The organism is Alcanivorax sp. IL3 (genome assembly GCF_047495465.1).
In the GTDB taxonomy this organism is placed as follows: domain Bacteria; phylum Pseudomonadota; class Gammaproteobacteria; order Pseudomonadales; family Alcanivoracaceae; genus Alcanivorax; species Alcanivorax jadensis.
In genome coordinates, this window is the sequence record NZ_CP179931.1 from 1,054,204 (window position 1) to 1,078,820 (window position 24,617).

The window sequence follows — 24,617 nt, forward strand, 5'->3', positions numbered from 1 at the left end:
TTCCCGCAGCCCTGCAGGTGATCCTGCAGGGCTGCCTGGCTACGCGAAAAAGGACGCATGCCCATGCACAAAAGAAGTTTCTTTGATGATATGGACCCGGCAGAAACCCGGGAGTGGCTCGAAGCCCTGGAATCCGTGGTCGAGCGCGAAGGCCCGGAACGGGCCGCCTGGCTGCTGGACACCATCACCAATGAGGCCCAGGAACAGGGCATTCGCCGTACTGACCTCAACACCCCGTACCTCAATACCATCCCTGCCAAAGACGAAGTGCCGATTCCCAGCGATATCTTCATGGAACGCCGGGTGCGTTCCCTGGTGCGCTGGAATGCACTGGCCATGGTGATGCGGGCGAACATGGATAACGATGACGAGCTGGGTGGCCACATTGCCTCCTTTGCGTCATCCGCCACGCTTTACGATGTGGGTTTCAATCATTTCTTCCGGGCTCCCAGCGATAAAAACGAAGGGGACCTGGTGTTCTTCCAGGGCCATTCGGCCCCGGGTGTTTATGCCCGCGCTTACCTGGAAGGGCGTATCAGCGAAGAGCAGCTAGACAACTTTCGCCGGGAAGTGGATGGCAAGGGCTTGTCCTCCTATCCGCATCCCTGGCTGATGCCGGATTTCTGGCAATTTCCCACCGTGTCCATGGGGCTGGGGCCGATTCAGGCCATCTACCAGGCTCATGTGATGAAGTACCTGCAAAACCGTGAGCTGATCCAGAAGGATGACCGCAAGGTGTGGGCCTTCCTGGGCGACGGGGAAATGGACGAGCCGGAATCCCAGGGCGCCCTGGCCCTGGCCGGTCGCGAGAAACTGGATAATCTGATCTTCGTGGTTAACTGCAACCTGCAACGGCTGGATGGTCCGGTGCGTGGTAACGGCAAGATCATCCAGGAACTGGAGGGTGTGTTTCGCGGTGCCGGCTGGAATGTGATCAAGGTGGTCTGGGGGAGTCTCTGGGACCCACTGCTGGAACGGGACAGCCAGGGCCTGCTGCGCCGCCGTATGGAAGAGTGCGTGGATGGCGAATACCAGGCCTACAAGAAAAACGGAGGCGCCTACACCCGTGAGCATTTCTTCGGTGAGTACCCGGAACTGAAGAAGCTGGTGGAGCATATGTCCGACGATGAGGTGTACCGCCTCAACCGCGGTGGCCACGATCCCTTCAAGGTCTACGCGGCCTACCATGCGGCGGTTAACCATACCGGTCGGCCCACGGTGATTCTGGCCAAGACCGTAAAGGGTTACGCCACCGGCGCCGGCGAAGCGGTCAACAAGGCCCACCAGATGAAGAAGCTGGACCTGGAAAGCCTGAAGGATTTCCGCGATCGCTTCGATATGCCATTCACTGATGAACAGCTCAAGGATGTGCCTTACTACCGGCCGGATGCGAACTCCCCGGAAATGCGCTTCATGAAAGAGCAGCGCGACGAGCTGGGCGGTTATATGCCAGTGCGTCGTCAGCAGGCCAGCCAGACGCTGACCCTGCCCGGGCTGGATATCTTTGCCAACTTCCTGGAAGGCAGTGGTGACCGGGAAATTTCCACCACCATGGCCTTTGTGCGCATGATGAGCGCGCTGATCAAGGACAAGCAGATCGGCGAAAGGGTGGTGCCGATTGTGCCGGATGAAGCGCGCACCTTCGGTATGGAAGGCCTGTTTCGGCAGCTGGGCATTTACTCTTCCGGTGGCCAGAAATACGAGCCCGAGGATGCCGGTCAGGTCATGTACTACCGGGAAGACAAGAAGGGTCGCATCCTGGAGGAGGGCATCAACGAAGCAGGTGCCATGTCCGGCTGGTTGGCGGCAGCCACCAGCTACAGCGTGCACGATTTCACCCTGATTCCGTTTTATATCTATTACTCCATGTTCGGCTTTCAGCGCGTGGGCGACCTTTGCTGGGCCGCCGGCGACAGCCAGGCCCGCGGTTTCCTGCTGGGGGCCACCGCCGGTCGTACCACCCTGAACGGGGAAGGGTTGCAGCATCAGGACGGCCACAGTCATCTGCTGGCCAGCACCGTGCCCAACTGTGTCAGCTATGACCCCACCTACAGCTACGAGCTGGCGGTGATTCTCCATGATGGCCTCAAGCGCATGTACGAAGACAACGAAAAAGTCTTCTACTACCTGACGCTGATGAACGAAAACTACGTGCACGGTGCCATGCCGGAAGGGGCCGAAGAAGGCATTCGCCGGGGCATGTACTTGCTGCGCGAAGGCAAGGGCAAAACCAAGAAATCCCCCCGCGTACAGTTGCTGGGCAGCGGCACCATTCTGCGTGAAGTGGAAGCGGCGGCGGAGCTGTTGCGCGATGACTTCGGTGTGGCGGCGGATGTGTGGAGTGTCACCAGTTTTAACGAACTGCGCCGGGAAGGTCTGCGTCTGGACCGGGACGAAATTCTCCACCCGGATCAGGAACGCGAACGCAACTGGGTAGAGAGATGCCTGGATGGCCGGGACGGCCCGGTGATTGCGTCCACCGATTACATGCGTGCCTTCGCCGACCAGATCCGGCCCTGGGTGCATGCATGCTATACGGTACTGGGCACCGACGGTTTCGGCCGCAGCGATTCCCGCCAGAAACTGCGCCACTTCTTTGAAGTGGACCGCTATTTCGTCGTGCTGGCGGCACTCAGTGCCCTGCGCAAGGATGGCAAGGTGGAGGCGGCTGCCGTGAAAAAAGCCATCGAAAAATACGGCATCGACACGGATAAACCCTATCCGGTGATGCATTGATCGCACCCCTGCGTGATCTCACAAAAGGAGACTGGTGTGAGTAAGAGCATGATTCGTGTTCCCGATGTGGGCAGCAGTGATCCTGTTGACGTCATCGAGATCAGCGTGAAAGTCGGCGACACCATCGCTGCAGAAGACACCATTATTGTTTTGGAGTCGGACAAGGCCACCGTGGAAGTCCCTGCGCCCCAGGGTGGCAAGATTACTGCCATTGGCGTCAAGGTCGGCGACCGGGTCAAGGAAGGCGATGAGCTGATGGAAGTGGAGGCCGAAGGCGAGTCGGAAGAGGAATCTTCCGCGGAATCCGGGGCCGCCAGTGATGCGCCTGAAGCCTCTGAGGAAAAACCGGATACAGCCTCAAAGCCGCAGGAAGAGGATGAGTCCGGCGCGCCACAAGAGCAGCAAAGCGGTGGCAGTGAAACCGTTACCGTTCCTGACCTGGGCGATATTGATTCCGCCGAAATCATCGAAGTGAATGTGGCCGCTGGCGACAGTCTGGAGGCCGAGCAGGTCATCGTGGTGCTGGAATCGGACAAGGCGTCCCTGGAAATCCCCGCTCCCTCCGCCGGCAAGGTGGAATCGGTAGCCGTGAAGGTTGGAGATAAGGTGGGCACCGGTGATGCCCTGCTGACCCTTGCGGTGTCCGAGGGCAAGCCGGCAGCGTACAAGAACGCCGAGGCAGAAGAAAAGCCAGAAGCGAAACCGGCGACCTCGTCGGCATCGGGCCAGCCCGCACAACAGCAAAAACCGGCTCCAGCGACCTCTCCGCCGCCAGCGGCAGATTCCGGCTCTCCCTCCAAATCCGTGCACGCCGGCCCGGCGGTGCGCAAGTTGGCCCGTGAAATGGGCGTGGATCTGGCCCAGGTCAGCGGCACCGGACCCAAGGATCGTATCCTCAAGGAAGATGTACATGCCTGGGTAAAACAGAGGCTGGACGGTGCGTCTGCGGCTTCCGGTGGAGGCCTGGCGGTGGAGTTGCCTGAGATCGATTTCAGTCAGTTCGGTGAGATTGAGCGGCTGGAGCTCAACAAGCTGCGCAAGGTGTCTGCCCAGAACCTGATCCGCTCCTGGTTGACCATTCCCCATGTTACCCAGCATGAGATGGCGGATATCACTGACCTGGAAGCCTTCCGCAAACACCAGAACAAGGCCCTGGAGAAAGACGGCGTCAAACTCACCATGCTGGCGTTTCTGGTTAGCGCCTGCGCCCGGGCACTGCAGGAGTTTCCTCGCTTCAACAGCTCGCTGGAAAACAGCGGTGAGGCCCTGATCCAGAAGCACTACATCAATATCGGCATTGCCGTGGATACTCCCAATGGTCTGGTGGTACCGGTGATCAAGGAGGCGGACAAGAAGGGTCTGAAAGCCATTGCTCTGGAAATGGGTGAGCTGGCGGAAAAGGCCCGCAACCGCAAACTGACACCGGCTGACATGAAGGGGGTACTTTCAGTATTTCCTCGCTGGGGGGAATTGGTGGCACTGCCTTTACCCCCATCGTGAACTGGCCTGAGGTTGCCATTCTGGGTGTAAGCCGTTCAGACATGCAGCCGGTCTGGGACGGTGAGCAGTTTCAGCCCCGGTTGATGTTGCCGCTGAGCCTGTCCTACGATCACCGGGTGATTGATGGCGCGGATGCGGCTCGTTTCACTACCTATCTGAGTCAGTTGTTGACGGATATGCGGCGCGCCTTGTTGTAGTGGTAGCGATAAAAAAGCCGGCTTCTGCCGGCTTTTTTATCAAGGCAAGAGTGCGGGGGTTATTCGACATCACGCCCCTTTTTGTCTTTTCGGTTTTCTTTTTTCTCTGCCCTGCGCTCCATGCGCTTTTCTTTCATCTCGGCCAGTTTTTCCTGCTGTTCCTGGGTCAGTACCTTGTTCATCTTGTCCTGGGTTTCTTCGTGCAAGGCTTTCATCTTCTCGCCCTGCTCCTGAAAGATAGCTTTGAGCTGGGTACTTTGCTCCTCGCTCAGTGCCAGTTTCTTTTCCAGACGCTCCACCATGTGCTCCCCGCCTTTATGACCGGGGCCATAGGCAAAAGCGGAAGTGGTAAAGATAGCCAGTGCAACAATAGCCAATTTCTTCATGGTGATCTCCTTGTGACTCAGTGAGTCCCTGTGAATGTGTGGGATCAGTATGGGCGGGAAGCGTGCAAGGAATATGCAGGAATTGTGGAAAAGCTGGTTCGATGGCATCGGTATGGAATCAGGCTGTAGGAGCCTCTCTTGAGGGGCGAACCGGAACTGGCTGGCGAGTAGCTATCCGGAAACTGTCAAATGGTGAAATGCCTGATCGCCCTTCGGTCGACTCCGTGCTTCGCACGGTTCGCGGCTCATACCCGCGGGGCACAGAGAGCGCCGCTCCTACTGCGGCTTTGGAGGAGGAGTGTTGCCGCTACGGCTGTTCCAGCCGATACCCGACCCCATAAACACTGCCGATCCAGTCATGGGAGGCGTCATCCCCGTCGCTGAGCTTGCGGCGCAGTTTGCGGATGTGGCTGTCGATGGTGCGATCAGAGACCACCCGGTGGTCCTGGTAGATTTCATCCATCAACTGGTCTCGGGACCAGATGCGGCCAGGGTGGCGTGACAGGGTGGCGAGCAGGGCGAATTCGATGGCAGTGAGGGCGACCCGCTGTGTGCCCATGACCGCCTCATAGCGTTCGTCGTCCAGGGTCAGGGTGGGGCCGGCACTGTCCGGTTGCGGATTGGCCCGGCGCAGTACCGCCTTGACCCGGGCCACCACTTCCCGGGGGCTGAAGGGCTTGCAGATATAGTCGTCGGCGCCCAGTTCCAGACCCAGCAGGCGATCCACTTCATCCACTCGGGCAGTGACCATCAGGATCGGCACCTGGCTGTGGCGGCGGATGGCTTTGCACACTTCCATGCCGTCACCGTCCGGCAGCATCAGGTCCAGCAGGATGGCCTGGAAACGTTCCTCTTTTGCCAGTGCCATGGCGGTCCGGGCGCTGTCGGTCTGTTCGGTGTGGAAGTGGGCATGCTGGAGGTAGTCTGCCATCAGTTGTGACAAACGCGGCTCATCTTCCACAATCAGGATGCGGCTCATGAGGTCTCTCCCGGCAGGGTGATACGGATGCGCACGCCGCCCAGAGGGCTGTGCTCCGCGCCGATAGTGCCGCCATGGGCTTCAACGATACGCTGGCAAATGGCCAACCCCAGGCCGGCGCCGCCGGTGCGGCGGTTGCGGGAGCTTTCTACCCGGTACAGATGGTCGAACAAGCGGGGCAGGGCCTCGTCGGGCACGCCCGGGGCACTGTCTTCCAGCAGTAGTTCCCAGTTGTCGCCAGTGTGTGTCAGCGAGAGACTCAAGGTACCGCCGCTGGCGGTGTACTTGAGAGAGTTCTGCAGCAGGTTGTCCAGCAGCTGGCGAATGCGCACCGGATCCATATCAATAACGGCAAGGTCGGGAATACGGGTTTCCAGGCTGATGCTCTGCTGGCTAAAGCTGTTGCGATAGCTGTCGACCACCTCGCCGAGCAGGTCCGCCAGATCCTCCCGGTGGAACCGATAACGCAGATTGCCGCCATCCGCCAGTGCCAGGTCGTGCAGGTCGTTGATCAGGTGAGTGAGCTGGGCCACTTCTCCTTCCAGAGACTTGATGAACTCCGGGCTCAAGGGGCGAATGCCATCGCTGATGGCTTCCAGCTCACCCTGCAGGATTGCCACCGGGGTACGCAGCTCATGGGCAATATCCGAGAACCAGCGTTGGCGGGCCTGCTGGCCCTGATCCAGCCGCTGCGCCAGCTGATTGACCTGTTCGGTGAGGGTGCCGAGTTCGTCCCGGCGGCGGGTTTCCAGGCGGGCGCTGTAGTGGCCTTCCTGCAGGTCGCGGGTGTGGTTGGACAGGGCAAGAATGGGTGCCACCAGATGACGGGCCAGCAGCCAGGACACCAGCAGCGAGAGAACCACGCCCACAAACAGCATCCAGCCCATGAAGCGAAGTTGGCGGCCCATGAAGCGCTGGTCCAGTTTGTCGCGGATGGCTTCCTGGTCCGGGTAAGTCAGGTAGCCCACCGTCGTGTTGCCGCTGCGAACCGGAATTTCCGAGCGGAATTTTCGCGGCGCTGTTGGGCCGAACAGCCGTTGTTTTTGTGCATCCAGCAGTTGCAGGTGACGGTGATCGCCGCGGCTGTCCCGGTCGTCATCCCGGTCACCGGCCAGCCGGTAGAGGCGTTTCAGTTGACGGGGATCGTCCATCAGGAACTGCCAACCGCCGCGCTGCTGATAGAGCAACCCCAGGTGATCCGCCAGTCGTTCTACCTGCGCTTGCTGACGTTCATCCAGATAGGTTTCCAGACTGCGCAGGAACGACAGGTAATAAAAACCGCTGGCCGCCAGGGTCAGCACCAGGAAGGTAGACAGGAAAATGACAAAGAGTTTGTTGCGGATGCCCATGGCGTGAAATCGTCGGTCCGGGACCCCAGTGTAGCCCGGTCCCGCGCCGTTGCGGCAGGGTTGCACAATGTTTTCACAATGGCGGTGCCGGAGGCCTGACGCTCAAGGTTGGACGAGCCCACTTCTTCACGCTGCAAGCATCGCTTCCCGCAAAAACACCTTACTGGCCTTGAAAACCGGCACAGACTAACGGATGACGTAGGGTGCACTGAGCCTAAGCGAACTGCACCAATTTAGCGGTTGGCTGGTACGGTTACCCCTACGATTGTTGCACCGCTACGTTGCTGAAGAGGGGGGCTCCTCAATGAACTCTGTGCTCTCTGTGGTAAAAAATAGGATTTCCAAACAGCGAGATCAGCCCCTCTTTGCCTTCGGTTGCCAAAGTACTTCCGGCGATTCCTGGCGCAAGTTGATCACCCGGGCCATCACGAACAACAGGTCCGAAAGCCGGTTGACCAGGGCCAGGCTGACCGGGTTGACGGCGTCCTCGTCGGCCTCCTGCAGGGCCACGAAGTGGCGTTCCGTGCGCCGGGCCACAGTGCGGCAGTGGTGGCACCAGGCGGCGTCCGGGTGGCCGCCGGGGAGCACAAACTCTTTCAATGGCGGCAGTTCGGCGTTGAAGGTATCCGCCCGGGATTCCAGCTCCACCAGATCGTGGTCGTCGATCACGCGATGACCGGGTATGGCCAGCTCGCCGCCGATATCGAACAGCAACTGCTGGGCCAGGCCGAGCACGGTATCCAGATCTGCGTCCAGTGACCGGGCGCGCAGTACGCCCATGCCGCTGTTCAGTTCGTCCAGTTCGCCCAGTACCTGAATGCGCGGGTGCCACTTGCTGACCCGGCTGCCATCGGCCAGCCCGGTATCACCGCGGTCGCCGGTGCGGGTGATCACCCGGTTGATGCGGGTCTTGTCGTTGTCGCTCATGCTGGCTCCTGATGAAGTGGTTTTAACCGCAGCGGACTCGGAGGGAAAACGAGTCGTTGTTCTCCGGGGTGTCCGAGTCGGTCGTAGGGTGCACTGAGCCTAAGCGAACTGCACCATCAAAACGTTAGGCCGGTGCAGTTCGCCTTAGGCTCAGTACACCCTACAAAGGTTCCTAGAACTCCACGCCAAACGCGGCCCGGTAATGACGCTCCGGTAATGGATACAGCGTGGCCGTGTTGGTGGTGTTGCTGAAGTTGCCGTAGTCCACCACCTGGTGGTCTTCCAGATTGTAGACGCCTGCCTTGAGATAAAACGCCTGATAGCGGGCGGTCAATTGCAGGTCCGTGGTGCGGTAGTGGTCCAGTTTGCGGAAGCGGTTGTCCAGGTCGCCGTCGTAGCGGCGATCCCCCACGTAGCGATGGCTGATCTGGGTGGACAGCCAGGACAGGGCCTGCCAGTCGGCGATCAGTTGCAGGGTATGTTCCGGCACCAGGGGCACGTCGTTGCGGTCGAAGGGGCCGCCGTCGAAACGGACCTGCTGGGCGCTGGCGTTGATGGTCAGCATCAGGTCCTTGTCCAGCCGCCAGCGGGAATTGATGCTGACGCCCTTGTGCACGGTGCGGTCTTCCAAATTGCGATTGGTAAAGCTGACCGGATCAAAGAGGATCTCATTGTCGATCTCGGCTCGCCAGAAGGTCAGGGTGGAATGCTGGCGGCCCTGGGACCAGCTGGCTCCGGCGGTGTAGCCCTTACCGGTTTGCGGATCAATGGGGGGATTAAAGGGGCTCAGTTCATCCACGTTGGCAATGCGCACGCTGCGCTGGGCGCCAGCGAACAGGGCCAGGTTACCCGTGAAGGTATAGCGGATTCCGCCCTCATACATTTCTCCATCCTGCTCCTTGTCCGCCCCCTCGCCACTGAGAGTGCTTTCCAGTTTGCGGGCGCCGGCGCTGAGAGACAGTTTCGGTGTGAGGCTGACCAGATTGTGCAGATACCAGGCCCGCTGGCTTTGCTCCAGCTCCCGGTTACCGAAACTGGTTCGGCTGTCGTAATCGTATTCGTGAAGATCCAGGCCCAGGGTCCAGTTGTGAACGGCACTGCCGGTAGTGTGCTGGCCTTCCAGTTTGGGCGTGACGCTGTAGCTCTCCACCACGGTTTCACCGAAGCTGCCGCTGGAGACAAACGCAAAGGTCTGTTCTTGACGGCGCTTGCTGGCTTCCAAAGTCAGTGCGGTGTTGCCGCGCAGGGCAATGCGTAGGCCCGGCATCAGCCAGTAATTGTCCTGTTCGGCATCGTCGAAGGGGGTGTCGGTACCCTGCGGATTGTTGCGAAATTGCGCTTCGCTACGACCGCCGGGCAGTCCAAGTTCTTGTTTTTCGCCGTTGGCAGTGAAGTAGGCCTCAATGCCGTCCTGTTGATAACGTACATCGGCAAAAGCGCTGTGGTTACGCACCTCGTTATTATCCCGGTAGCCGTCGCTGTCCAGGGTGCTCATGGCCACAGCGCCGCTCAGGCTGCCCTGATGGCCGGTGGCGTAGCCGCTGCCGCCCAGGGAGCCATAGCTACCACCGTTCACTTCCAGACCGGCGCTGTTGTCATAGCGGCGGCGGGTGACGATATTGATCACTCCGCCCACGGCACCATTGCCGTACAAGGCCGCACCCGCGCCGGGAAGAATCTCGATACGTTCAATGGCGGCCAGCGGAATACCGCTGAGAAAGGGGCTGGCCAGATCGATATTCGAGAGGCGGCGACCATTGAGCAGGATCAGGGTGTTCTGGTTGGCGCCGGCACCGAAGCCCAATAGATCCAGGCTCGCCTCACTGCCGTTAGTGCCATAGAGCTGGCTGGCTTGCAGCCCCCCCACGGTATCCAGCACTTCCGTCAGGTTGCTGGCGGGCATGCTGGCCAGGGTCTCCCGACCCAGGGTCAGGGTGCCAGTGGGTAGTTCCCCGGCCAGGCTAGGGTGGCTGGCGCCACTGACTTTCACTGCCTTGATTTCGTTATTGGCCAGGGTCAGGCCACTGGTGGCGATCAGCCCAACGGCCAGAAAAATGCGACTGTGCATGGAGGTTCCACGAATCCGGATTAGTGCCCGCTACGATGGCGAAAAACGGCATTTAATTCCAGTGCTGGTGCGTCAAAACCTTTCCCGGCAATGTAGGAGCTTGCTGGCAAGCGAACCGGGTTGGGAGATCAGCGCCGATGTTCGCTTGCCAGCAAGCTCCTACATAGTCAGGGAACGCCGCATGGCCGTGACCACCTTCCTGTTGGCGGGGACGGCCAGCCCCAGCCGGTCCGCCTGCTGCACCAGCCAGCCATTGATGGCATCGATTTCCGTCTGTGCCCCCCGTTGCCAGTCCGCACGCATGGAAGAGGTATTGCCGGCGGTGGCCCGGGCCACGGTGAGTACATTGTCCAGGGAGTGGCCGGGCCACGCCGGGTCCAGTTGTCGCAGCACCTGATCCGCTTCTTCGCAAAGCTGTGTGGCCTGTTCGCGCAAGGCCGGGTCGGCGCTAATACGGCCATTGGGCACATCGTAAAGAGCGGTCAGCGGATTGATCACTGCATTCGCCACCAGTTTGTGCCACTGGCGTGGGCGGATGTCGTCTTCCCAGTGCAGATCCGGCCAGTGTTCGGTCAGTGCGGCAAACCAGGCAGGTGGGGCAGTGCTGCCTCCGAGCCAGGTGGCATTTTCTGCCACTACCGTGTGGTCCGGGTGCTGACCTTTGACGGCGCTGGTGGTGACAGCTTCCAACGCGGAAAACCCCGCCGGCAACAGGCCATCCAGGGCGCCCAGTCCATTCTGAAAACGCAGTACCAGAGAGTCGGTGTCAAGACGATCGGTTAGCGGCGCCATCGCCTGGTGGGTATAGGGGGTTTTGACTGCCACCAGTAAATGGTCGATGTGATCGGGTAAGGTCGCAGGGTCCAGCACCGGTAACGACAACATCTGCTGACGTCCGTCCGGCAGCCTCAGCGTCTTTTCCAGTGGCGCCGGGGAGTCATGGCGAATCACGGTAACGCCATGTCCTGCCCGGGTCAGATACCAGGCCGCCAGGGTGCCCATATTGCCGGCACCCAATAAAAACCAGTGGGGGAAAGTGTGGGGCATAAGATCGCAGGCCAAAGAACTGATTTTTACCACAGAGGATACAGAGAACACAGAGTTAACGGGGTATTCTTGTGGGCGCGTAGCAATGATCGACGGTGTCAGGGGCGAGTTGCTAGAAGCGAGTTTCGAAAAACAAAACCGGTAGGTTGGGGGAGTAAGCTTTTGCTTCTCGCGCGGCCAGCGACGAATCTGCCGAGCGCACGCTTTTCCTCAGTGAACTCTGTGTCCTCTGTGGTGAAAAATGTTTTTGTCCGCGTCACTTACACATTGGCAGTGGCCGATACGATGCGTCGCTCGCTAAAGGACTGATCCAGCTCGGCCAGGGCCTGTTCGAACATCTGCTCCGCATGGCTAGTGCCTTCAGAGGCGGCGATTGCCATGCTTACCTGCAGGCTCAGGAAGCCGGCGGCGGTCTGGTAGGCCCGGTGGTTGAGGCCTTCATAAAGGCGCCGGAAACCGGTGGGGTCGCAGTGGTCTATATGGGGTTGCCAGGTGATCAGGGCAAACTGGTCGGTTTGCAACCGGCACAGATGATCCATGGGGCGCACCGACTGGCGCAGGCGCCGGCTGAACGCCAGCACCCCTTGCTGCATCACCTTGTCGCCGCGCTGGGCACGTAGTGCCTCGAAGTCTTCCAGGCGCAACATCAACAGGCAGGCGGCGCCGCCCCGTTTTTCCGCTTGCTTCAGGGTATTCTGCAACGCACGTAGGGCATCCTGGCGATTGCCGAAACCGGTCAGTGGATCAATCAGGGCGTGGCGTTTGAGCTGACGATTCACGGTCAGCATGCGCTGATAGTCGGTCTGTACCCGGTTGTGGCGCTGGATAATCCGATCTGCGGCCATGACCCGGTGGTGAAGTTGCTCGGTCATGGAGGACTTGGAGACAAAATCGTCCACGCCCTGATCAAACGCCTGTTGCAGGGCATCGACTCCCTCGCGGGCAGTGAGAAGCAGCACGTAGGTATAGCGATTGCAGGCTTCGTCGCTTTGACGAATGCGACGGGTCAGCTCCAGGCCATCCATGCCGGGCATCAACCAGTCTGCCACCACCAGATCGGCGGGTTGCTCGGTCAGTTGACCAAGGGCGTCCTGGGCGCTGTGGGCGTGGCGAATGCGGGTGTAGCCGGCAGAGGCGAGGGTGCGATTGACCACCGCCGCCGAGAAGCGGGCATCATCCACGACCAGAATATCGAGTTCCGAGTGACTCATCCGTGTGTTCTTATTGTTGTTTTTTGTAAGTTCCCACTATAGCCGGTTTGTGAATTGATTGAAAAGTATACGGGGAGCCTGTTTCGGCGAATGAGCGGGGCTCAGTGCCGAAAGGCCTCGTGGCGCTGGATCAGATAGATCAGCCCCAACACCGGTACGCCCATCAAGCTGGCCAACAGGAAAAATCCAGGGTAGCCCAGGTTATCCACCATGCTGCCCGAGTAGCCACCAATGGTCTTGGGTAGCAGGGTCATCAGTGAGCTGAAGATGGCGTACTGGACGGCAGTGAAGGAGACATTGGTGAGCTGCGAGAGGAAGGCCACAAAGGCGGCGCTGGCGAGCCCGGCGGTCAGGTTATCGGCCGATATCACTGCATAGAGGATGCGGATGTCGTGGCCCGCATAGGCCAGCCACAGGAACAGCAGGTTGGTCGCCACGGTGAGGAAGGCGCCTAGATACAGCACCCGGATCACGCCGTGACGCATGGCCAGCAGCCCACCCAGAAAACCGCCGGCAATGGTCATGAACAGGCCGAAGGTTTTGACCACCCCGGCAATCTCGTTCTTGGTGAAGCCGATGTCCTCAAAGAAGACGTTGGAAATGACGCCAAGCACAATATCCGAGATGCGGTAAAAACCCACGAAAACCAGAAGCAGCAAGGCGAGGCGGCTACCGTAGCGCTGGAAAAAGTCCTTCACCGGGTCCAGATAACTTTCCCGAACCAGCTGTTTGTTATACAGCGGGGTTAATGAGAGCGCCTTGATCAACGCAGCAACAATGGCAATTGCCAGCGCTAGCCGCAGGCTTTCCACTACCAGGCCGGACAGGGCGCTGTTCTCAACAATTTCCGTGAGCGTTTGCCGGAGCGTGCCTGCCGAATCGGCGGTCAGGACATACACCGTCACGAAGGCAGTGATGCCTGCCACGAAGATCGCCAGAAACTTCAGATACTGCCCGCTGGTGTACTGATGGGCGGAGGGGCGAGGGTTGTCCGGTTCGCGAATGATCAGGGTGGTAATGGCGCCAACCAGCATGGTGAGCGCCATGAGCGCATAGGTGGTTTGCCAGGCGGGGTAGCTGTAGGCGTCGCTGGTGGAGCCCAGCCAGCTTGCCAATACCAGCGAGCCCGCCCCGGAGGAGAGCATGCCTATCCGGTAACCGGCAATGTAGGAAGAGGACATTAATGCCTGTAATTCGACACCCGCAGATTCAATTCGGTAGGCATCAATGACGATATCCTGAGTGGCGGCGGTAAAGCCGAGCATGACCACCGCAAAGGCCATCAGGTTCAGCGCTCCAGGCTCGCTCGGGTCGACCAGGGAAATGCTGAAAATGGAGGCGGCCACAGTGAGCTGCGCCACCAGCAGCCAGGCCCGGCGCCTGCCCAGCCAGCGTGTCAGGGCGGGAATTGGCAAGCGATCAATCAGCGGCGCCCAGAGAAACTTGAACGAATAGGCTAGTGCCGCCCAGCTGAAGTAGGTGACCGTGGAACGCTCCACTCCGGCCTCTCGTAACCATAGAGACAGCGAGGAGAAGATCAGCAGTAGCGGGATGCCTGCAGAAAACCCGTAGAAGAACATGGTCACTACACGGGGATGCAGGAAGGCTTTCAGGGATTGCTGCCAGTTGGTCGATTGTGGGGGCATAGGTCTCTTAGCGGGTATTGCCGAATGGCGAAAGGCTCATCATAGACACTTTGTCCGCAGCGAGCGATGCGGGTTCACCGCGCGCGGGGTGTGATTCAGCGAAGAGGCGTTACCATTGCTGGAAATGCTGTCTGGGCACCCGGTCACCCAGCACGGTGACGTTTTCGTCGAGTAGCCGCTGGATCTGTTGCTCCCCGGCTGGCGTGCCCGCCAGGGCAATGCGGCCGTCGCCGCGCAACACCCGATGCCAGGGCAGACGGGTATCTTTCGGTAACTGGCTCATCAGCCGGCCCACAAAACGGGCATGGCGCGGAAACCCGGCCTGCCGTGCTACGGCACCATAGCTGCTCACCGCCCCGGTCGGAATGGCGGCAACGATCTGGTAGACGGCGTCTCGGAAAGAAGGATCCATTGAAGGCAGCTTCGAGCTACTAGCTTTGAGCTGCAAGGAAAAACGAAAAAATGAGAAGGGGCAACCCTTTGGTTGCCCCTTCTCATCAGCAGAACACACTGTTAGCTAGAAGCTAGAAGCTAGAAGCTAGAAGCTAGAAGCTAGAAGCTAGAAGCTAGAAGCTAGAAGCTAGAAGCTTTTACCGCAGGCCGCCATCCATATCGATACAGCGACCGGTGAAGTAATCGGTCTCGAAGATGAAGGCCACGGAACGGGCGATGTGCTCTGCTTCGCCCAGGCGACGCAGCGGCACGGCCTGGATCAGGCGCTCGCGGGCTTCCGGCTTCATGGCGGCGAGCATGTCGGTGTTGATGGTGCCGGGAGCCACCGCGCCAGTGCGGATGTTGTAGCGAGCCAGCTCTTTGGCCCACACCTCGGCCAGGGCAACCACCCCGGTCTTGGCGGCGGCGTAGTTGCTCTGGCCGAAGCTGCCCTGGCGGGCCAGGGAAGAAATGTTGACGATCACCCCTTCCTCGACTCCCAGTTCCAACATTTTCGAAGCTGCTTCGCGGCCACACAAAAACACGCCGGTCAGGTTCACGTCGATCACCGCCTGCCATTGTTGCAGGCTCATCTTGCTGACTACCTCGCCGTCCTTGTACTTCACCAGCAGGCCATCGCGGGTGATGCCGGCGTTATTGACCAGGCCGTGCAGGCTGCCGAAGTCCGCCACCACGTCACTGAACAGCTTTTCCACTTCCTCTTCTTTGGCCACGTTGGCCAGATAGGCGCGCGCTTCACCGCCGGCCGCCTCACAGGCGGCCACGGTGGCGTTCAGGTCTTCCTGGCTCAGGTCCACGCAGGCCAGGCGGGCGCCCTTGCCGGCAAAGTAGGTGGCAATACCCCGGCCCAGGCCACGGCCGGCGCCGGTAACAACAACCACTTTCTGGTTCAGATCCATGGTGATTCCTTGCGATGTCGGTTCACGATGGCACGGATTATGGTGGGCTGACCCTGCCTGGCCAATGACCGGATTGCTCAGTGACTCGCAAAAACGGCAAACGACACGCCCGGGTTGCCCCACCCGGCAAAGGATTTTTCTTCTCACCCCCTTGAAACCTGACGCTGAGGCCCCACTCCTGTGTTCTGCAGGCGGTCGCGGGACAGGCGCTTTCAAAGGTCACTTTCCCTATTGACTGCACTGGCATCATTACTATGATTAGCACTCGACTCGTTAGAGTGCTAATTCGGACTGCCGAGCTTCGCTTCCGCGAGCTTGGATGTCATCAGAACTAAAACTGGGAGTTTAAGGAAAAATGAGCATCCGTCCTTTGCATGATCGCGTGCTGGTTCGCCGTGAAGAGGAAGAAACCAAGACCGCCGGCGGTATTGTGCTGCCCGGTTCCGCTGCCGAGAAGCCGTCCCGCGGCGAAGTGATCGCGGTGGGTAACGGCAAGATCACCGATAGCGGTGATGTCCGTCCGCTGGACGTGAAAGCCGGTGACAAGGTGATCTTCGGTCAGTACGCCGGTAACACCGTGAAGGTGGACGGCGAAGAATTGCTGATCATGAGCGAAGCCGAAATTCTGGCCGTCGTCGAAGGCTAAGTGCCGCAGGCCAAGAGCAAGAACATGAACGCCCGCAAGGGCATTCACCCCATTCCGGGGTAAAGATTTGCAGAGGTAAAGAACCATGGCGAAAGAAATTCTGTTCCGTGACGAAGCCCGTCAACGTATGGCCAAAGGCGTTAACATCTTGGCCGACGCCGTCAAGGTAACCCTGGGCCCGAAAGGCCGTAACGTGGTGCTGGAGAAATCCTTCGGTGCACCGTCCATCACCAAGGATGGCGTGTCCGTGGCTCGTGAAATCGAACTGGAAGACAAGTTCGAGAACATGGGTGCCCAGATGGTGAAAGAAGTGGCCTCCAAGGCCAACGACGAAGCTGGTGACGGCACCACCACCGCCACCGTGCTGGCTCAGGCATTCGTTAACGAAGGCCTCAAGTCTGTCACCGCCGGCATGAACCCCATGGACCTGAAGCGCGGCATCGACCAGGCCGTGGCGGCAGTAGTGGAAGAGCTGAAGAAGCTGTCCACGCCGTGCGACAACACCAAGAGCATCGAGCAGGTGGGTACCATCTCCGCCAACGCCGACAAATCCGTGGGTGAAATCATCGCCCAGGCCATGGAAAAAGTGGGCCAGGAAGGCGTTATCACCGTTGAAGAAGGCCAGTCCCTGCAGAACGAGCTGGACGTGGTTGAGGGCATGCAGTTTGACCGCGGTTACCTGAGCCCCTACTTCATCAACAACCAGGAGAAGATGCAGGTCGAGCTGGAAGACCCCTACATCCTGCTGGTGGACAAGAAGATCTCCAACATCCGCGAGCTGCTGCCGGCCCTGGAAAATGTGGCCAAAGCAGGCAAGCCGCTGTTGATCATCGCCGAAGATATCGAAGGCGAAGCGCTGGCTACCCTGGTAGTGAACAACATGCGCGGCATCATCAAGTGCGCCGCCGTGAAAGCGCCGGGCTTCGGTGACCGTCGCAAGGCCATGCTGCAGGACATCGCCATCCTCACCGGCGGTACCGTGATCAGCGAAGAAGTGGGCCTGAGCCTGGAAAATGCGTCCCTGGAAGATCTGGGTACCGCCAAGAAAGTGAACATCGACAAGGAAAACACCACCATTGTTGATGGCGCTGGTCAGCAGGTCGATATCGATTCCCGCGTGGAGCAGATCCGCAAGGAAATCGAGAACTCTTCCTCTGATTACGACAAGGAAAAACTGCAAGAGCGCGTGGCCAAGCTGGCCGGCGGTGTTGCGGTGATCAAGATCGGTGCTGCCACCGAGATTGAAATGAAAGAGAAGAAAGCCCGTGTGGACGATGCCCTGCATGCGACCCGCGCTGCCGTGGAAGAAGGCGTGGTTCCCGGTGGTGGTGTGGCACTGGTGCGTGCTCTGGCTAACGTGGGTGTCATCAAGGGTGACAACGACGAGCAGAACGCCGGTATTGCCCTGACTTTCCGCGCGCTGGAAATGCCCCTGCGTCAGATCGCCTACAACGCCGGTGCTGAAGCGTCCGTGATCGTGCAGGAAGTACGCAACGGTTCCGGTAACTACGGTTACAACGCGGCCACCGGTGAATACGGTGACATGCTGGAAATGGGTATCCTGGACCCTGCCAAGGTAACCCGTTCCGCGCTGCAGGCTGCGGCTTCCATCGCCGGCCTGATGATCACCACCGAAGCCATGGTGGCGGACAAGCCGGAAGAAAACGCCGGTGGCGGCGCCCCGGATATGGGCGGCATGGGTGGAATGGGCGGTATGGGCGGCATGATGTAAATCATGAGCTCGTAACACGCTCCAAAGAGAACCCCGCCTTGTGCGGGGTTTTCTTTTTTAAGGGCAGCTACAAGCTGCAACGCGACTTGCTGTCCTTGCCAAACTGCTAACGCGTGCGCCGCGCCGCTGACTTGGGAGCGCGGGCACTGTCTGCCAGTATCGGTACAATCCATTCCGCGCCTTGTGGCTTGCAGCTTGCAGCTTGTGGCTTAATACCCCTTCAATGTCAGCCGGTACCTCCATGCAACCCAGAGACAAAAAACTGCGCCCGCACTTTGCCCTGGTGGTAGTCACCATGGTCGTGCTGGGTCTCGCTCACTCCTGGGTGAACCCCTGGCTGGGATTTGATCGTGGGGCGATCGAACAGGGTCAGCTCTGGCGGTTGCTGACCTGCCATTTGGTGCATCTCAATCACTGGCACATGCTGCTCAATCTGGCCGGCCTGGTGCTATGCGGCTATTTCTTCACGGACCTGCTGGATCGGGTGCGCTTCTGGAGCTGGTTGCTGTTTTGTGGGGCGGTCACCGGACTGGCTTTGTATTTTCTGGATACCGGTTTGCAGCACTATGTGGGGCTGTCCGGTATCCTCCATGGCTTGCTGGTCTATTGCCTGCTGCAAGGCTGGCGGGGGAATCCCTGGCTGCATTCACTGGTGTTGCTGGTGATCGCCGGGCGAATTGCCAGTGAGCAGCAGGCAGGCTATGACGTGGAATATCTCCGTAGCTGGATCGACGGGCGGGTCTATGTGAATGCCCACCTGTACGGTGCCCTGGCCGGAGTGTTGTTGTTTGGGGGAATCACGGGTGTCGAATACGGCAGAAAACACAGAACAGGAAACACAGAAAGACGATAAAGCAGCAGGGTGCATGACCATCCTGTTTCCAGGGGTTTTCCTGGTGGCAGGCCTGGCGGTGATGTTCTTTGTGGGGCTCAAGCCCGCCTTTCAATACTGGCAGTCCGGGAGCTGGGACAGGGTGCCGGCCACCGTGCTTAGCAGTACTCTCAATCGCAGTTATTCCGACGGCTCCACCACCTACAGTGTCAGCGCCAGCTACCGTTATGACTATAACGGGCGCAGCTATTCCAGCCATACGGTGAGTCAGTACGGCGGCAGCGATAACTTTGACGATTACTGGCAGCGTCTGGCCAGCCGACTGGAGTCCGCACGCTCCCGGGGGCGCACCGTCCTGGCCTGGGTCAACCCGGCGAATCCGTCCGAGGCTTTTCTGGATCGCACTCTGCGTTGGGGCTCATTGGTGTTTGGCCTGGCCTTCGGCGGCGTCTTTGCATTGGTGGGCGGAGGCCTGATGTTTATGTTCAACCGGGGCAGCAAGGGTAAGGCCGAGCTGGCAGAAGGCGGCCAGTACCACAGCAAGGAAAAATCCGGGCACTGGTTCCTGGTGGGCTTCGGCGCCATCTTCATCCTGCTGCCGTCGCCGGCCTATCTGGCAGTCTGGGACAAGGTCAGCCGGGGGGATTATGCGATTCTGATGGTGCTGTTGTTTCCCGCTGTGGGCGCTGGCATTGCCTGGGCGGGCTGGAAAATGCGCAGCAATTATCGGTTTTTCGGTCCCTCTCCGTTGGAACTGGATCCGGAGCCGGGCCATGCCGGTGGTCAGGTAGGCGGCTCCATTCACCTGGGCAAGGCGCTATCCCGGGAGACGGACATGGACGTGTGGCTAAGTTGTATCCGTGGCCGGGAGAGCGGTAGCGGCAAGAACCGCAAGACTGTGGAAGATATCCTCTGGCAAACCGACCAGCGCGCCCTGTGCCAGCCCACCCAGCAGGGCAGCGACATCCTGTTCTGTTTCGATGTGCCTGCGGAGCAGCCGCCGTCCTCCGGTAGTGGTCGCAATTACATCTGCTGGCGAGTCGAGCTGGAGGGCATGGTGGAAGGCCGCAAGCTGAAACGGAGCTGGGATATTCCGGTGGTGGCGGGGGAGGGCGAGAGTCGTTTTCGTCTGCCGGAGTCCCATGTCATGGCCGACCAGCGCGAGCGTCAGGTGGAGGCGCTGGAATCCGCCAATGAACAGATCCGGGTGGAGCAGACCGGCCAGGGCCTGCATTTGCAAAGCCGTCCCGGTCGCCATCTGGGCATGAAGCTCGCGCTATTGGTGTTTGGTGGCATCTTTGCTGCCGTGGGAACGGGGTTGTTTATCGCCGCCGCCAGTGAAGGCTTTATGTTGTACTTCATGGGCAGCATTTTTGGGTTGATCGGTTATGCCATTGTCGGCAGTACCCTGTTCACTCTGGGACGTGGGCTGGATGTGTGGGTGCGTGGCGGTGAAGTGCGTAGCCTGCGTCGCTGGCTGGGAGTCCCGTTGTTCACCCGCAAGTGCCAACTGCTGCGGGCAGACCAAGTGGTGCTGAAGACCGGCATGAGCAGCACCAGCAATGGCCGCCAGACCGAGTACATGACGCTGATCGCCGAGGTGGACGGCAAAAAGATCCGGCTGGCCGAGGGTATCGCCGGGCGAGAGGCCGGTGAGGCCCTGCGTGAAGCCGTGCTGCGTACCCTGCGACTGGTGTAAACTGTTCGCAAACCTGAACCCGTGATGTAGGAGCGTGCTTGCACGCGAACCTTCGCCCAGACCTGGTTCGCGTGCAAGCACGCTCCTACAGTGAAAGGGGCGAGCTTGGCCCCCGGAAATTTGTGAGAGACCCCGATGAGCAAAGAGCGCCTGATTATTTTCGATACCACCCTGCGTGATGGTGAGCAGAGCCCGGGTGCCACCATGGACCAGGACGAGAAGCTGCGCATCGCCAAGGCGCTGGAACGCATGAAGGTGGACGTGATCGAGGCCGGTTTTGCTATCGCCAGCCAGGGGGATTTCCTGTCGGTGAAGGCCATTGCCGATACCGTGCGCGAATCCACCATCTGCTCTCTGGCCCGTGCCAAGGCGTCGGATATCGACCGGGCAGCGGAAGCGCTGGCCGGGGCTGAATCCGGCCGAATTCACACCTTCCTCGCCACCAGCCCGATTCATATGCAGCACAAGCTGCGGTTAGAGCCGGATCAGGTGGTCGAGCATGCAGTGGCGGCGGTGAAGCATGCCCGCAATCACATGGGTGATGTGGAATTTTCCTGCGAGGATGCCGGCCGTTCCGAGCTGGATTTTCTCTGCCGTATTATCGAGGCGGTGATCGACGCCGGTGCCACCACCATCAATATCCCCGACACCGTGGGCTATGCCATTCCGGAACAATATGGCCATACCATTGGCCAGCTGCTGGCTCGTATCCCGAATGCCGACAAGGCCGTGTTCTCGGTGCACTGCCATAACGACCTGGGGCTGGCGGTGGCCAACTCCCTGGCTGCGGTCCAGGCCGGTGCCCGGCAAGTGGAATGCACCATCAACGGCCTGGGCGAACGAGCCGGCAATGCGTCCCTGGAAGAGATTGTCATGGCGGTACGCACTCGCCAGGATCTGTTCAACGTGGACACCGGTATCAATGCCAAAGAGATCGTCCCCACCTCGAAAATGGTGTCGCAGATCACCGGCTTCCCGGTGCAACCCAACAAGGCCATCGTTGGTGCCAATGCCTTTGCCCACGAGTCAGGCATTCACCAGGACGGGGTACTCAAACACCGCGAGACCTACGAGATCATGTCCGCCGAGGATGTGGGCTGGCACACCAACCGCATGGTGCTGGGCAAGCACTCGGGTCGTGCCGCCTTCCGTGCCCGCCTGGACGAGCTGGGCATCACCTTTGCCTCGGAAGCAGCCATGAACGAGGCCTTCCAGCGCTTCAAGGATCTGGCTGACAAGAAGCACGAAGTGTTCGATGAGGACCTGCAGGCCCTGGTCAGTGACACCAAGAAAGCGGCCGAGGAAGAACGTTTCAAACTGGTGTTGCTGGAAGCCACCGCGCGCACCGGTGAAACGCCGGAAGCCCGCATCGTGCTGGCTATCGATGGTCAGGAACGGGAGGCGACCTCCACGGGTGCCGGGCCTGTGGATGCGGCCTTCAAGGCCATCGAGATGCTGGCGGAAAGCCACAGCATCCTGCAGCTGTACTCGGTGAATGCCATCACCGCCGGTACTGATAGCCAGGGTGAAGTCACGGTACGACTGGAAAAAGGCGGCCGGATCGTCAACGGCCACGGCGCCGATGTGGATATCATCACCGCCTCCGCCAAGGCCTACCTGAATGCCCTGAATCACTTCGCGGCGGGCCTGGAAAGGGCTCACCCGCAAGCGGCGGATGTATGAGTAACGCTGACACGCTAGACGCTTCACGCAACATGCAGCTGAAAGGCACAACGTGCCTGCGTGCTGGCCCGGTGCGTGCTAGCAGGTGCGGAGCGCTCCATGAATGAAGCCCAGCGACAACACTATCTGAAAGCCCTGGGGCTGACGCCCTGGGTGGCTAGGGCGCCGTTGCCCGGTGCCGCGTCCTCGCCGCTGCTGGACTGGGAGGACGAGGAAGAGCAGCAGGCAGCACCGACATCACCAGCGCCTGCCCAGGAAGCGCCCGCCCCGGCGCCGCCGCAGACAGCGGCCCCGATTGTCAGTGAGGCGCCGGTTCAGGAGGCTCCACAGAGTTCGCCGCCGGCCAAAGCCACCACCGATACTCCGGAACCCGTGCCAACCGCACCGGCAGTCGCCAGAGGCAAGGGGCTGACCTTTACCCTGGAAGCACATCTGGGTGGCGATACCTGGTTGCTATGCGCCCAGGAAGACAGCCAGGCGCCGGGGCTGGGACGTTTTGAAGCGCCGCTGATGGCCAACCTTCTGGCCCTGTTCCAGGCACGCCCCCAGCGGCCGCGACGTTTCTTTTGTCCACTGACCGAACAGCCCATGCCCGCAGAGGAAGCGGCGCAGGCGCTTTCGGCCTTTATTGCCGGCCTGTGTGAACAGGCGGGTGGCGAGCGCGTCCTGCTGTGCCTGCCGGAGCCACTTTGTAAGGCGCTGTTTGATCAGCCCCGCTATCAACCCTTCGAACTGGGGGGCGTCCGGCGCTGGTGGTCAGCAGCCTGGCAGAAATGCTGGCGGAGCCGGCGCAGCACAAGAAGGCCAGCTGGCACGCCATGCAGGCAAATGGCTTCCATGGCGAGTGAGCGGACCCGCGTGGCAGCCATCCGTGCCATGGAGCTGGAAGACGTGGACGCGGTGATGGCCATCGAAACCGCCGCCCAGCTGACTCCCTGGAACAGCGCCCACTTTCACGATTGCCTGGGCAACACCAATTATCTGTGCCAGGTGGCCACCGTGGATGATGTCCCGGCGGCTTTTCTGGTCCTGTCGCGAATCCTCGACGAAACCCATGTCCTCAACATCGCGGTGGCCCCAGCCTGGCAGCGCCATGGTATCGCCCGGCGACTACTGCAACAGGCTCTCGAGGCGGCCCGCGCCGATGCCATGACCGTGGTCTATCTGGAAGTACGGGAAAGCAATCAAAGTGCCCAGGGACTCTACCGCCAGCTGGGCTTTGAGGTCTGTGGGGTGCGCAAGAATTATTACCGCAAGGGGGACGGGCACGAGAATGCGGTATTGATGCAGTGCCTGCTTTCTGGCGGGCATAAATAATCCGCTGCCATTGCTACAAAGCCCCTGTAGGAACGGAGCGTAGCGGAGTAACGCACGTAGTTCCGTGCGGCCCGAAGGGTGAGCGAAGCGAATAACACCTCTTGAGGCGCGAACCGCGCTTGCGCGGAAATCGTCCGCAGGGCGATCAGGAATCCCAAGGCTCGACAGGTTCCAGAAAGAATGGTGGTCAGACCTTGAGCTTTGTCGCCTCGCTACGCTCGGTTCGCGGCTCGAGAGCCGCTCCTACAGCAGGCAAGGTGCGATTCGAACAGCTTCCCGTTACTCCTGAATGGGCATCCAGCCGTTCTCAGAATCCCGGAAGGTAATCACCCGCTGGCGCTGGAAGGTATCACCCTTCTTGAAGTTGCCGTGCTCCATGCGCAGGGCGCTGAGGGTCATGATCATGGCGAAGCGATCCATGCCGGACAGATCTTCATTGCCCTTGATCTTGTCGGTGTAACCACCCAGATCTTCTCTGGCTTTCAGCTGGTAATCCACTTCCAGCGTGTAGCGGCCGTCTCCGTCGTCGTAGCCATTACGCTTTTCCACATCGGTGACTGCCAACAGGCCGGACAGGTGCGCGTTGTCCAGTTCTGCTTCCAGCGCTTTACGGGCATCGCCGGCATCCGGGGTACGGCTGCAGGCCGCCAGCAGGGTGGCGAGGAAGAGGGCAGCGAAAGCGCGGAGATAAACAGGCATGGTCTGGCATCCTTGTTGTTCTGGAACCGACACTCTAGCACTGCTTTTGGTTCGCCCTGAAGTGTTAGGGAGCCTCTGAATCACTCCTTGCATGATCAGCCTGTCAGGATGACCCGCAGAGCGCGGCCTGAAGAGCACAACAGCTGCACCCTTCCGGCCACGATGAGTACGCAAGGAGTGATTCAGAGGCTGCCTTGGTGGACACGCCAGAGTAAATCCTCAAGGATACGGTGATTACGGATGACCTATTGCGAGGACTTGGCCTGTGTCAGAGAACCTGTTTCGTCGACTGTTATTGCTGGTAGCCCTGAGCTTTTGTGTGGTGTTTGCGGTGCTGATCATCCCGCCGCTGCTCGAGAACCCGGATATCCTGGCTGCCGCCGCCGGAGGCTTCGTGAATCCCTTTGCGGCCGGGTATTCCACGGATGTGATTTTGTGCTGGGTGGTACTTGCCATCTGGGTGATCTTCGAGCGTCAGCGTTACCAGGTCCGCGGCGGTTGGTTGGCGCTGCTGCTGGGGCTGGTCCCTGGTGTCGCGGTGGGATTTGCCCTCTATCTGCTAATGCGTCAGCGTCAGCTGAAAGGCTCCGGCATCGTCTGACAGGGTGGCG

Annotated in this window: 19 protein-coding genes and 1 pseudogene; 9 read left to right on the forward strand and 11 right to left on the reverse strand. The window is 60.0% G+C overall.

Annotated features, from left to right (window positions below):
• Positions 1-63: 63 nt before the first annotated feature.
• Both aceE and aceF read left to right on the forward strand, forming a co-directional pair.
• Positions 64-2,736, forward strand: coding sequence for a pyruvate dehydrogenase (acetyl-transferring), homodimeric type (aceE, locus tag ACMG4M_RS05005; RefSeq protein ID WP_035249317.1), 2,673 nt, complete (start codon positions 64-66; stop codon positions 2,734-2,736).
• 36 nt (positions 2,737-2,772) lie between these two features.
• Positions 2,773-4,433 (forward strand): annotated as a pseudogene (gene aceF / locus ACMG4M_RS05010) (dihydrolipoyllysine-residue acetyltransferase).
• 59 nt (positions 4,434-4,492) lie between these two features.
• Here aceF and ACMG4M_RS05015 read toward each other — a convergent pair.
• From ACMG4M_RS05015 to ACMG4M_RS05060, 10 genes are all read right to left on the reverse strand, one after another.
• Positions 4,493-4,819: a Spy/CpxP family protein refolding chaperone gene (locus ACMG4M_RS05015; protein ID WP_035249320.1), complete on the reverse strand. Its 327-nt coding sequence runs from the start codon at positions 4,817-4,819 to the stop codon at positions 4,493-4,495.
• A 307-nt stretch (positions 4,820-5,126) separates the two neighbouring features.
• The gene (locus ACMG4M_RS05020; RefSeq protein ID WP_035249321.1) at positions 5,127-5,798 is read right to left on the reverse strand and encodes a response regulator; all 672 of its coding nucleotides are present in this window, start codon (positions 5,796-5,798) and stop codon (positions 5,127-5,129) included.
• Complete coding sequence (locus ACMG4M_RS05025; protein ID WP_414430803.1) at positions 5,795-7,147, reverse strand: ATP-binding protein; 1,353 nt, start codon at positions 7,145-7,147, stop codon at positions 5,795-5,797. Before ACMG4M_RS05025 ends, ACMG4M_RS05020 begins: the two co-directional genes overlap by 4 nt.
• Before the next feature lie 354 nt (positions 7,148-7,501).
• Positions 7,502-8,074 (reverse strand): cob(I)yrinic acid a,c-diamide adenosyltransferase, encoded by a 573-nt coding sequence (locus ACMG4M_RS05030; RefSeq protein ID WP_035249337.1) that lies wholly within the window; start codon positions 8,072-8,074, stop codon positions 7,502-7,504.
• 172 nt (positions 8,075-8,246) lie between these two features.
• Positions 8,247-10,142, reverse strand: coding sequence for a TonB-dependent receptor domain-containing protein (locus ACMG4M_RS05035; protein ID WP_272997197.1), 1,896 nt, complete (start codon positions 10,140-10,142; stop codon positions 8,247-8,249).
• 159 nt (positions 10,143-10,301) lie between these two features.
• Positions 10,302-11,189 carry a ketopantoate reductase family protein gene (locus ACMG4M_RS05040; protein ID WP_035249356.1) on the reverse strand — a complete coding sequence of 296 codons (888 nt, stop codon included), beginning with the start codon at positions 11,187-11,189 and terminating at the stop codon, positions 10,302-10,304.
• 260 nt (positions 11,190-11,449) lie between these two features.
• Positions 11,450-12,400, reverse strand: a complete 951-nt coding sequence (locus tag ACMG4M_RS05045; RefSeq protein WP_035249358.1) for a response regulator — start codon at positions 12,398-12,400, stop codon at positions 11,450-11,452.
• Positions 12,401-12,501: 101 nt separating this feature from the next.
• Positions 12,502-14,046, reverse strand: a complete 1,545-nt coding sequence (locus ACMG4M_RS05050) for an AmpG family muropeptide MFS transporter (RefSeq protein ID WP_414430804.1) — start codon at positions 14,044-14,046, stop codon at positions 12,502-12,504.
• A gap of 109 nt (positions 14,047-14,155) precedes the next feature.
• Entirely contained in the window at positions 14,156-14,458 is a 303-nt protein-coding gene (locus ACMG4M_RS05055) for an MGMT family protein (RefSeq protein WP_414430805.1), read from the reverse strand.
• A 178-nt stretch (positions 14,459-14,636) separates the two neighbouring features.
• Positions 14,637-15,398 carry an SDR family oxidoreductase gene (locus ACMG4M_RS05060; protein WP_035249361.1) on the reverse strand — a complete coding sequence of 254 codons (762 nt, stop codon included), beginning with the start codon at positions 15,396-15,398 and terminating at the stop codon, positions 14,637-14,639.
• 355 nt (positions 15,399-15,753) lie between these two features.
• Here ACMG4M_RS05060 and groES point away from each other — a divergent pair, with 355 nt between their 5' ends.
• The 6 genes from groES (at position 15,754) to rimI (ending at position 23,307) form a co-directional block, all read left to right on the forward strand.
• Positions 15,754-16,044, forward strand: a complete 291-nt coding sequence (groES, locus tag ACMG4M_RS05065; protein ID WP_035249363.1) for a co-chaperone GroES — start codon at positions 15,754-15,756, stop codon at positions 16,042-16,044.
• A gap of 85 nt (positions 16,045-16,129) precedes the next feature.
• The gene (groL, locus tag ACMG4M_RS05070; RefSeq protein ID WP_035249364.1) at positions 16,130-17,776 is read left to right on the forward strand and encodes a chaperonin GroEL; all 1,647 of its coding nucleotides are present in this window, start codon (positions 16,130-16,132) and stop codon (positions 17,774-17,776) included.
• A 241-nt stretch (positions 17,777-18,017) separates the two neighbouring features.
• Entirely contained in the window at positions 18,018-18,629 is a 612-nt protein-coding gene (gene rrtA, locus ACMG4M_RS05075) for a rhombosortase (RefSeq protein WP_052043018.1), read from the forward strand.
• 13 nt (positions 18,630-18,642) lie between these two features.
• Entirely contained in the window at positions 18,643-20,307 is a 1,665-nt protein-coding gene (locus ACMG4M_RS05080; RefSeq protein WP_035249366.1) for a DUF3592 domain-containing protein, read from the forward strand.
• A gap of 135 nt (positions 20,308-20,442) precedes the next feature.
• Entirely contained in the window at positions 20,443-21,990 is a 1,548-nt protein-coding gene (locus ACMG4M_RS05085) for a 2-isopropylmalate synthase (protein WP_035249367.1), read from the forward strand.
• Between the two features lie 99 nt (positions 21,991-22,089).
• Complete coding sequence (rimI, locus tag ACMG4M_RS05090; protein WP_414430806.1) at positions 22,090-23,307, forward strand: ribosomal protein S18-alanine N-acetyltransferase; 1,218 nt, start codon at positions 22,090-22,092, stop codon at positions 23,305-23,307.
• A 279-nt stretch (positions 23,308-23,586) separates the two neighbouring features.
• Here rimI and ACMG4M_RS05095 read toward each other — a convergent pair whose 3' ends face one another.
• Positions 23,587-24,006, reverse strand: coding sequence for a hypothetical protein (locus ACMG4M_RS05095; protein WP_297767058.1), 420 nt, complete (start codon positions 24,004-24,006; stop codon positions 23,587-23,589).
• Between the two features lie 265 nt (positions 24,007-24,271).
• On the opposite strand from ACMG4M_RS05095, the gene ACMG4M_RS05100 reads away from it, so the two are divergent.
• Positions 24,272-24,607, forward strand: a complete 336-nt coding sequence (locus tag ACMG4M_RS05100; protein WP_297767057.1) for a DUF2834 domain-containing protein — start codon at positions 24,272-24,274, stop codon at positions 24,605-24,607.
• The last annotated feature ends 10 nt before the right edge of the window (positions 24,608-24,617 follow it).

What these genes read in the sequence shown, in the direction of transcription:
- aceE (WP_035249317.1), top strand. Translation starts at nt 64, where the DNA reads ATGCACAAAAGAAGTTTCTTTGATGATATGGACCCGGCAGAAACCCGG.
- ACMG4M_RS05015 (WP_035249320.1), bottom strand. Translation starts at nt 4,819, where the DNA reads ATGAAGAAATTGGCTATTGTTGCACTGGCTATCTTTACCACTTCCGCT.
- ACMG4M_RS05020 (WP_035249321.1), bottom strand. Translation starts at nt 5,798, where the DNA reads ATGAGCCGCATCCTGATTGTGGAAGATGAGCCGCGTTTGTCACAACTG.
- ACMG4M_RS05025 (WP_414430803.1), bottom strand. Translation starts at nt 7,147, where the DNA reads ATGGGCATCCGCAACAAACTCTTTGTCATTTTCCTGTCTACCTTCCTG.
- ACMG4M_RS05030 (WP_035249337.1), bottom strand. Translation starts at nt 8,074, where the DNA reads ATGAGCGACAACGACAAGACCCGCATCAACCGGGTGATCACCCGCACC.
- ACMG4M_RS05035 (WP_272997197.1), bottom strand. Translation starts at nt 10,142, where the DNA reads ATGCACAGTCGCATTTTTCTGGCCGTTGGGCTGATCGCCACCAGTGGC.
- ACMG4M_RS05040 (WP_035249356.1), bottom strand. Translation starts at nt 11,189, where the DNA reads ATGCCCCACACTTTCCCCCACTGGTTTTTATTGGGTGCCGGCAATATG.
- ACMG4M_RS05045 (WP_035249358.1), bottom strand. Translation starts at nt 12,400, where the DNA reads ATGAGTCACTCGGAACTCGATATTCTGGTCGTGGATGATGCCCGCTTC.
- ACMG4M_RS05050 (WP_414430804.1), bottom strand. Translation starts at nt 14,046, where the DNA reads ATGCCCCCACAATCGACCAACTGGCAGCAATCCCTGAAAGCCTTCCTG.
- ACMG4M_RS05055 (WP_414430805.1), bottom strand. Translation starts at nt 14,458, where the DNA reads ATGGATCCTTCTTTCCGAGACGCCGTCTACCAGATCGTTGCCGCCATT.
- ACMG4M_RS05060 (WP_035249361.1), bottom strand. Translation starts at nt 15,398, where the DNA reads ATGGATCTGAACCAGAAAGTGGTTGTTGTTACCGGCGCCGGCCGTGGC.
- groES (WP_035249363.1), top strand. Translation starts at nt 15,754, where the DNA reads ATGAGCATCCGTCCTTTGCATGATCGCGTGCTGGTTCGCCGTGAAGAG.
- groL (WP_035249364.1), top strand. Translation starts at nt 16,130, where the DNA reads ATGGCGAAAGAAATTCTGTTCCGTGACGAAGCCCGTCAACGTATGGCC.
- rrtA (WP_052043018.1), top strand. Translation starts at nt 18,018, where the DNA reads ATGCAACCCAGAGACAAAAAACTGCGCCCGCACTTTGCCCTGGTGGTA.
- ACMG4M_RS05080 (WP_035249366.1), top strand. Translation starts at nt 18,643, where the DNA reads ATGACCATCCTGTTTCCAGGGGTTTTCCTGGTGGCAGGCCTGGCGGTG.
- ACMG4M_RS05085 (WP_035249367.1), top strand. Translation starts at nt 20,443, where the DNA reads ATGAGCAAAGAGCGCCTGATTATTTTCGATACCACCCTGCGTGATGGT.
- rimI (WP_414430806.1), top strand. Translation starts at nt 22,090, where the DNA reads ATGAATGAAGCCCAGCGACAACACTATCTGAAAGCCCTGGGGCTGACG.
- ACMG4M_RS05095 (WP_297767058.1), bottom strand. Translation starts at nt 24,006, where the DNA reads ATGCCTGTTTATCTCCGCGCTTTCGCTGCCCTCTTCCTCGCCACCCTG.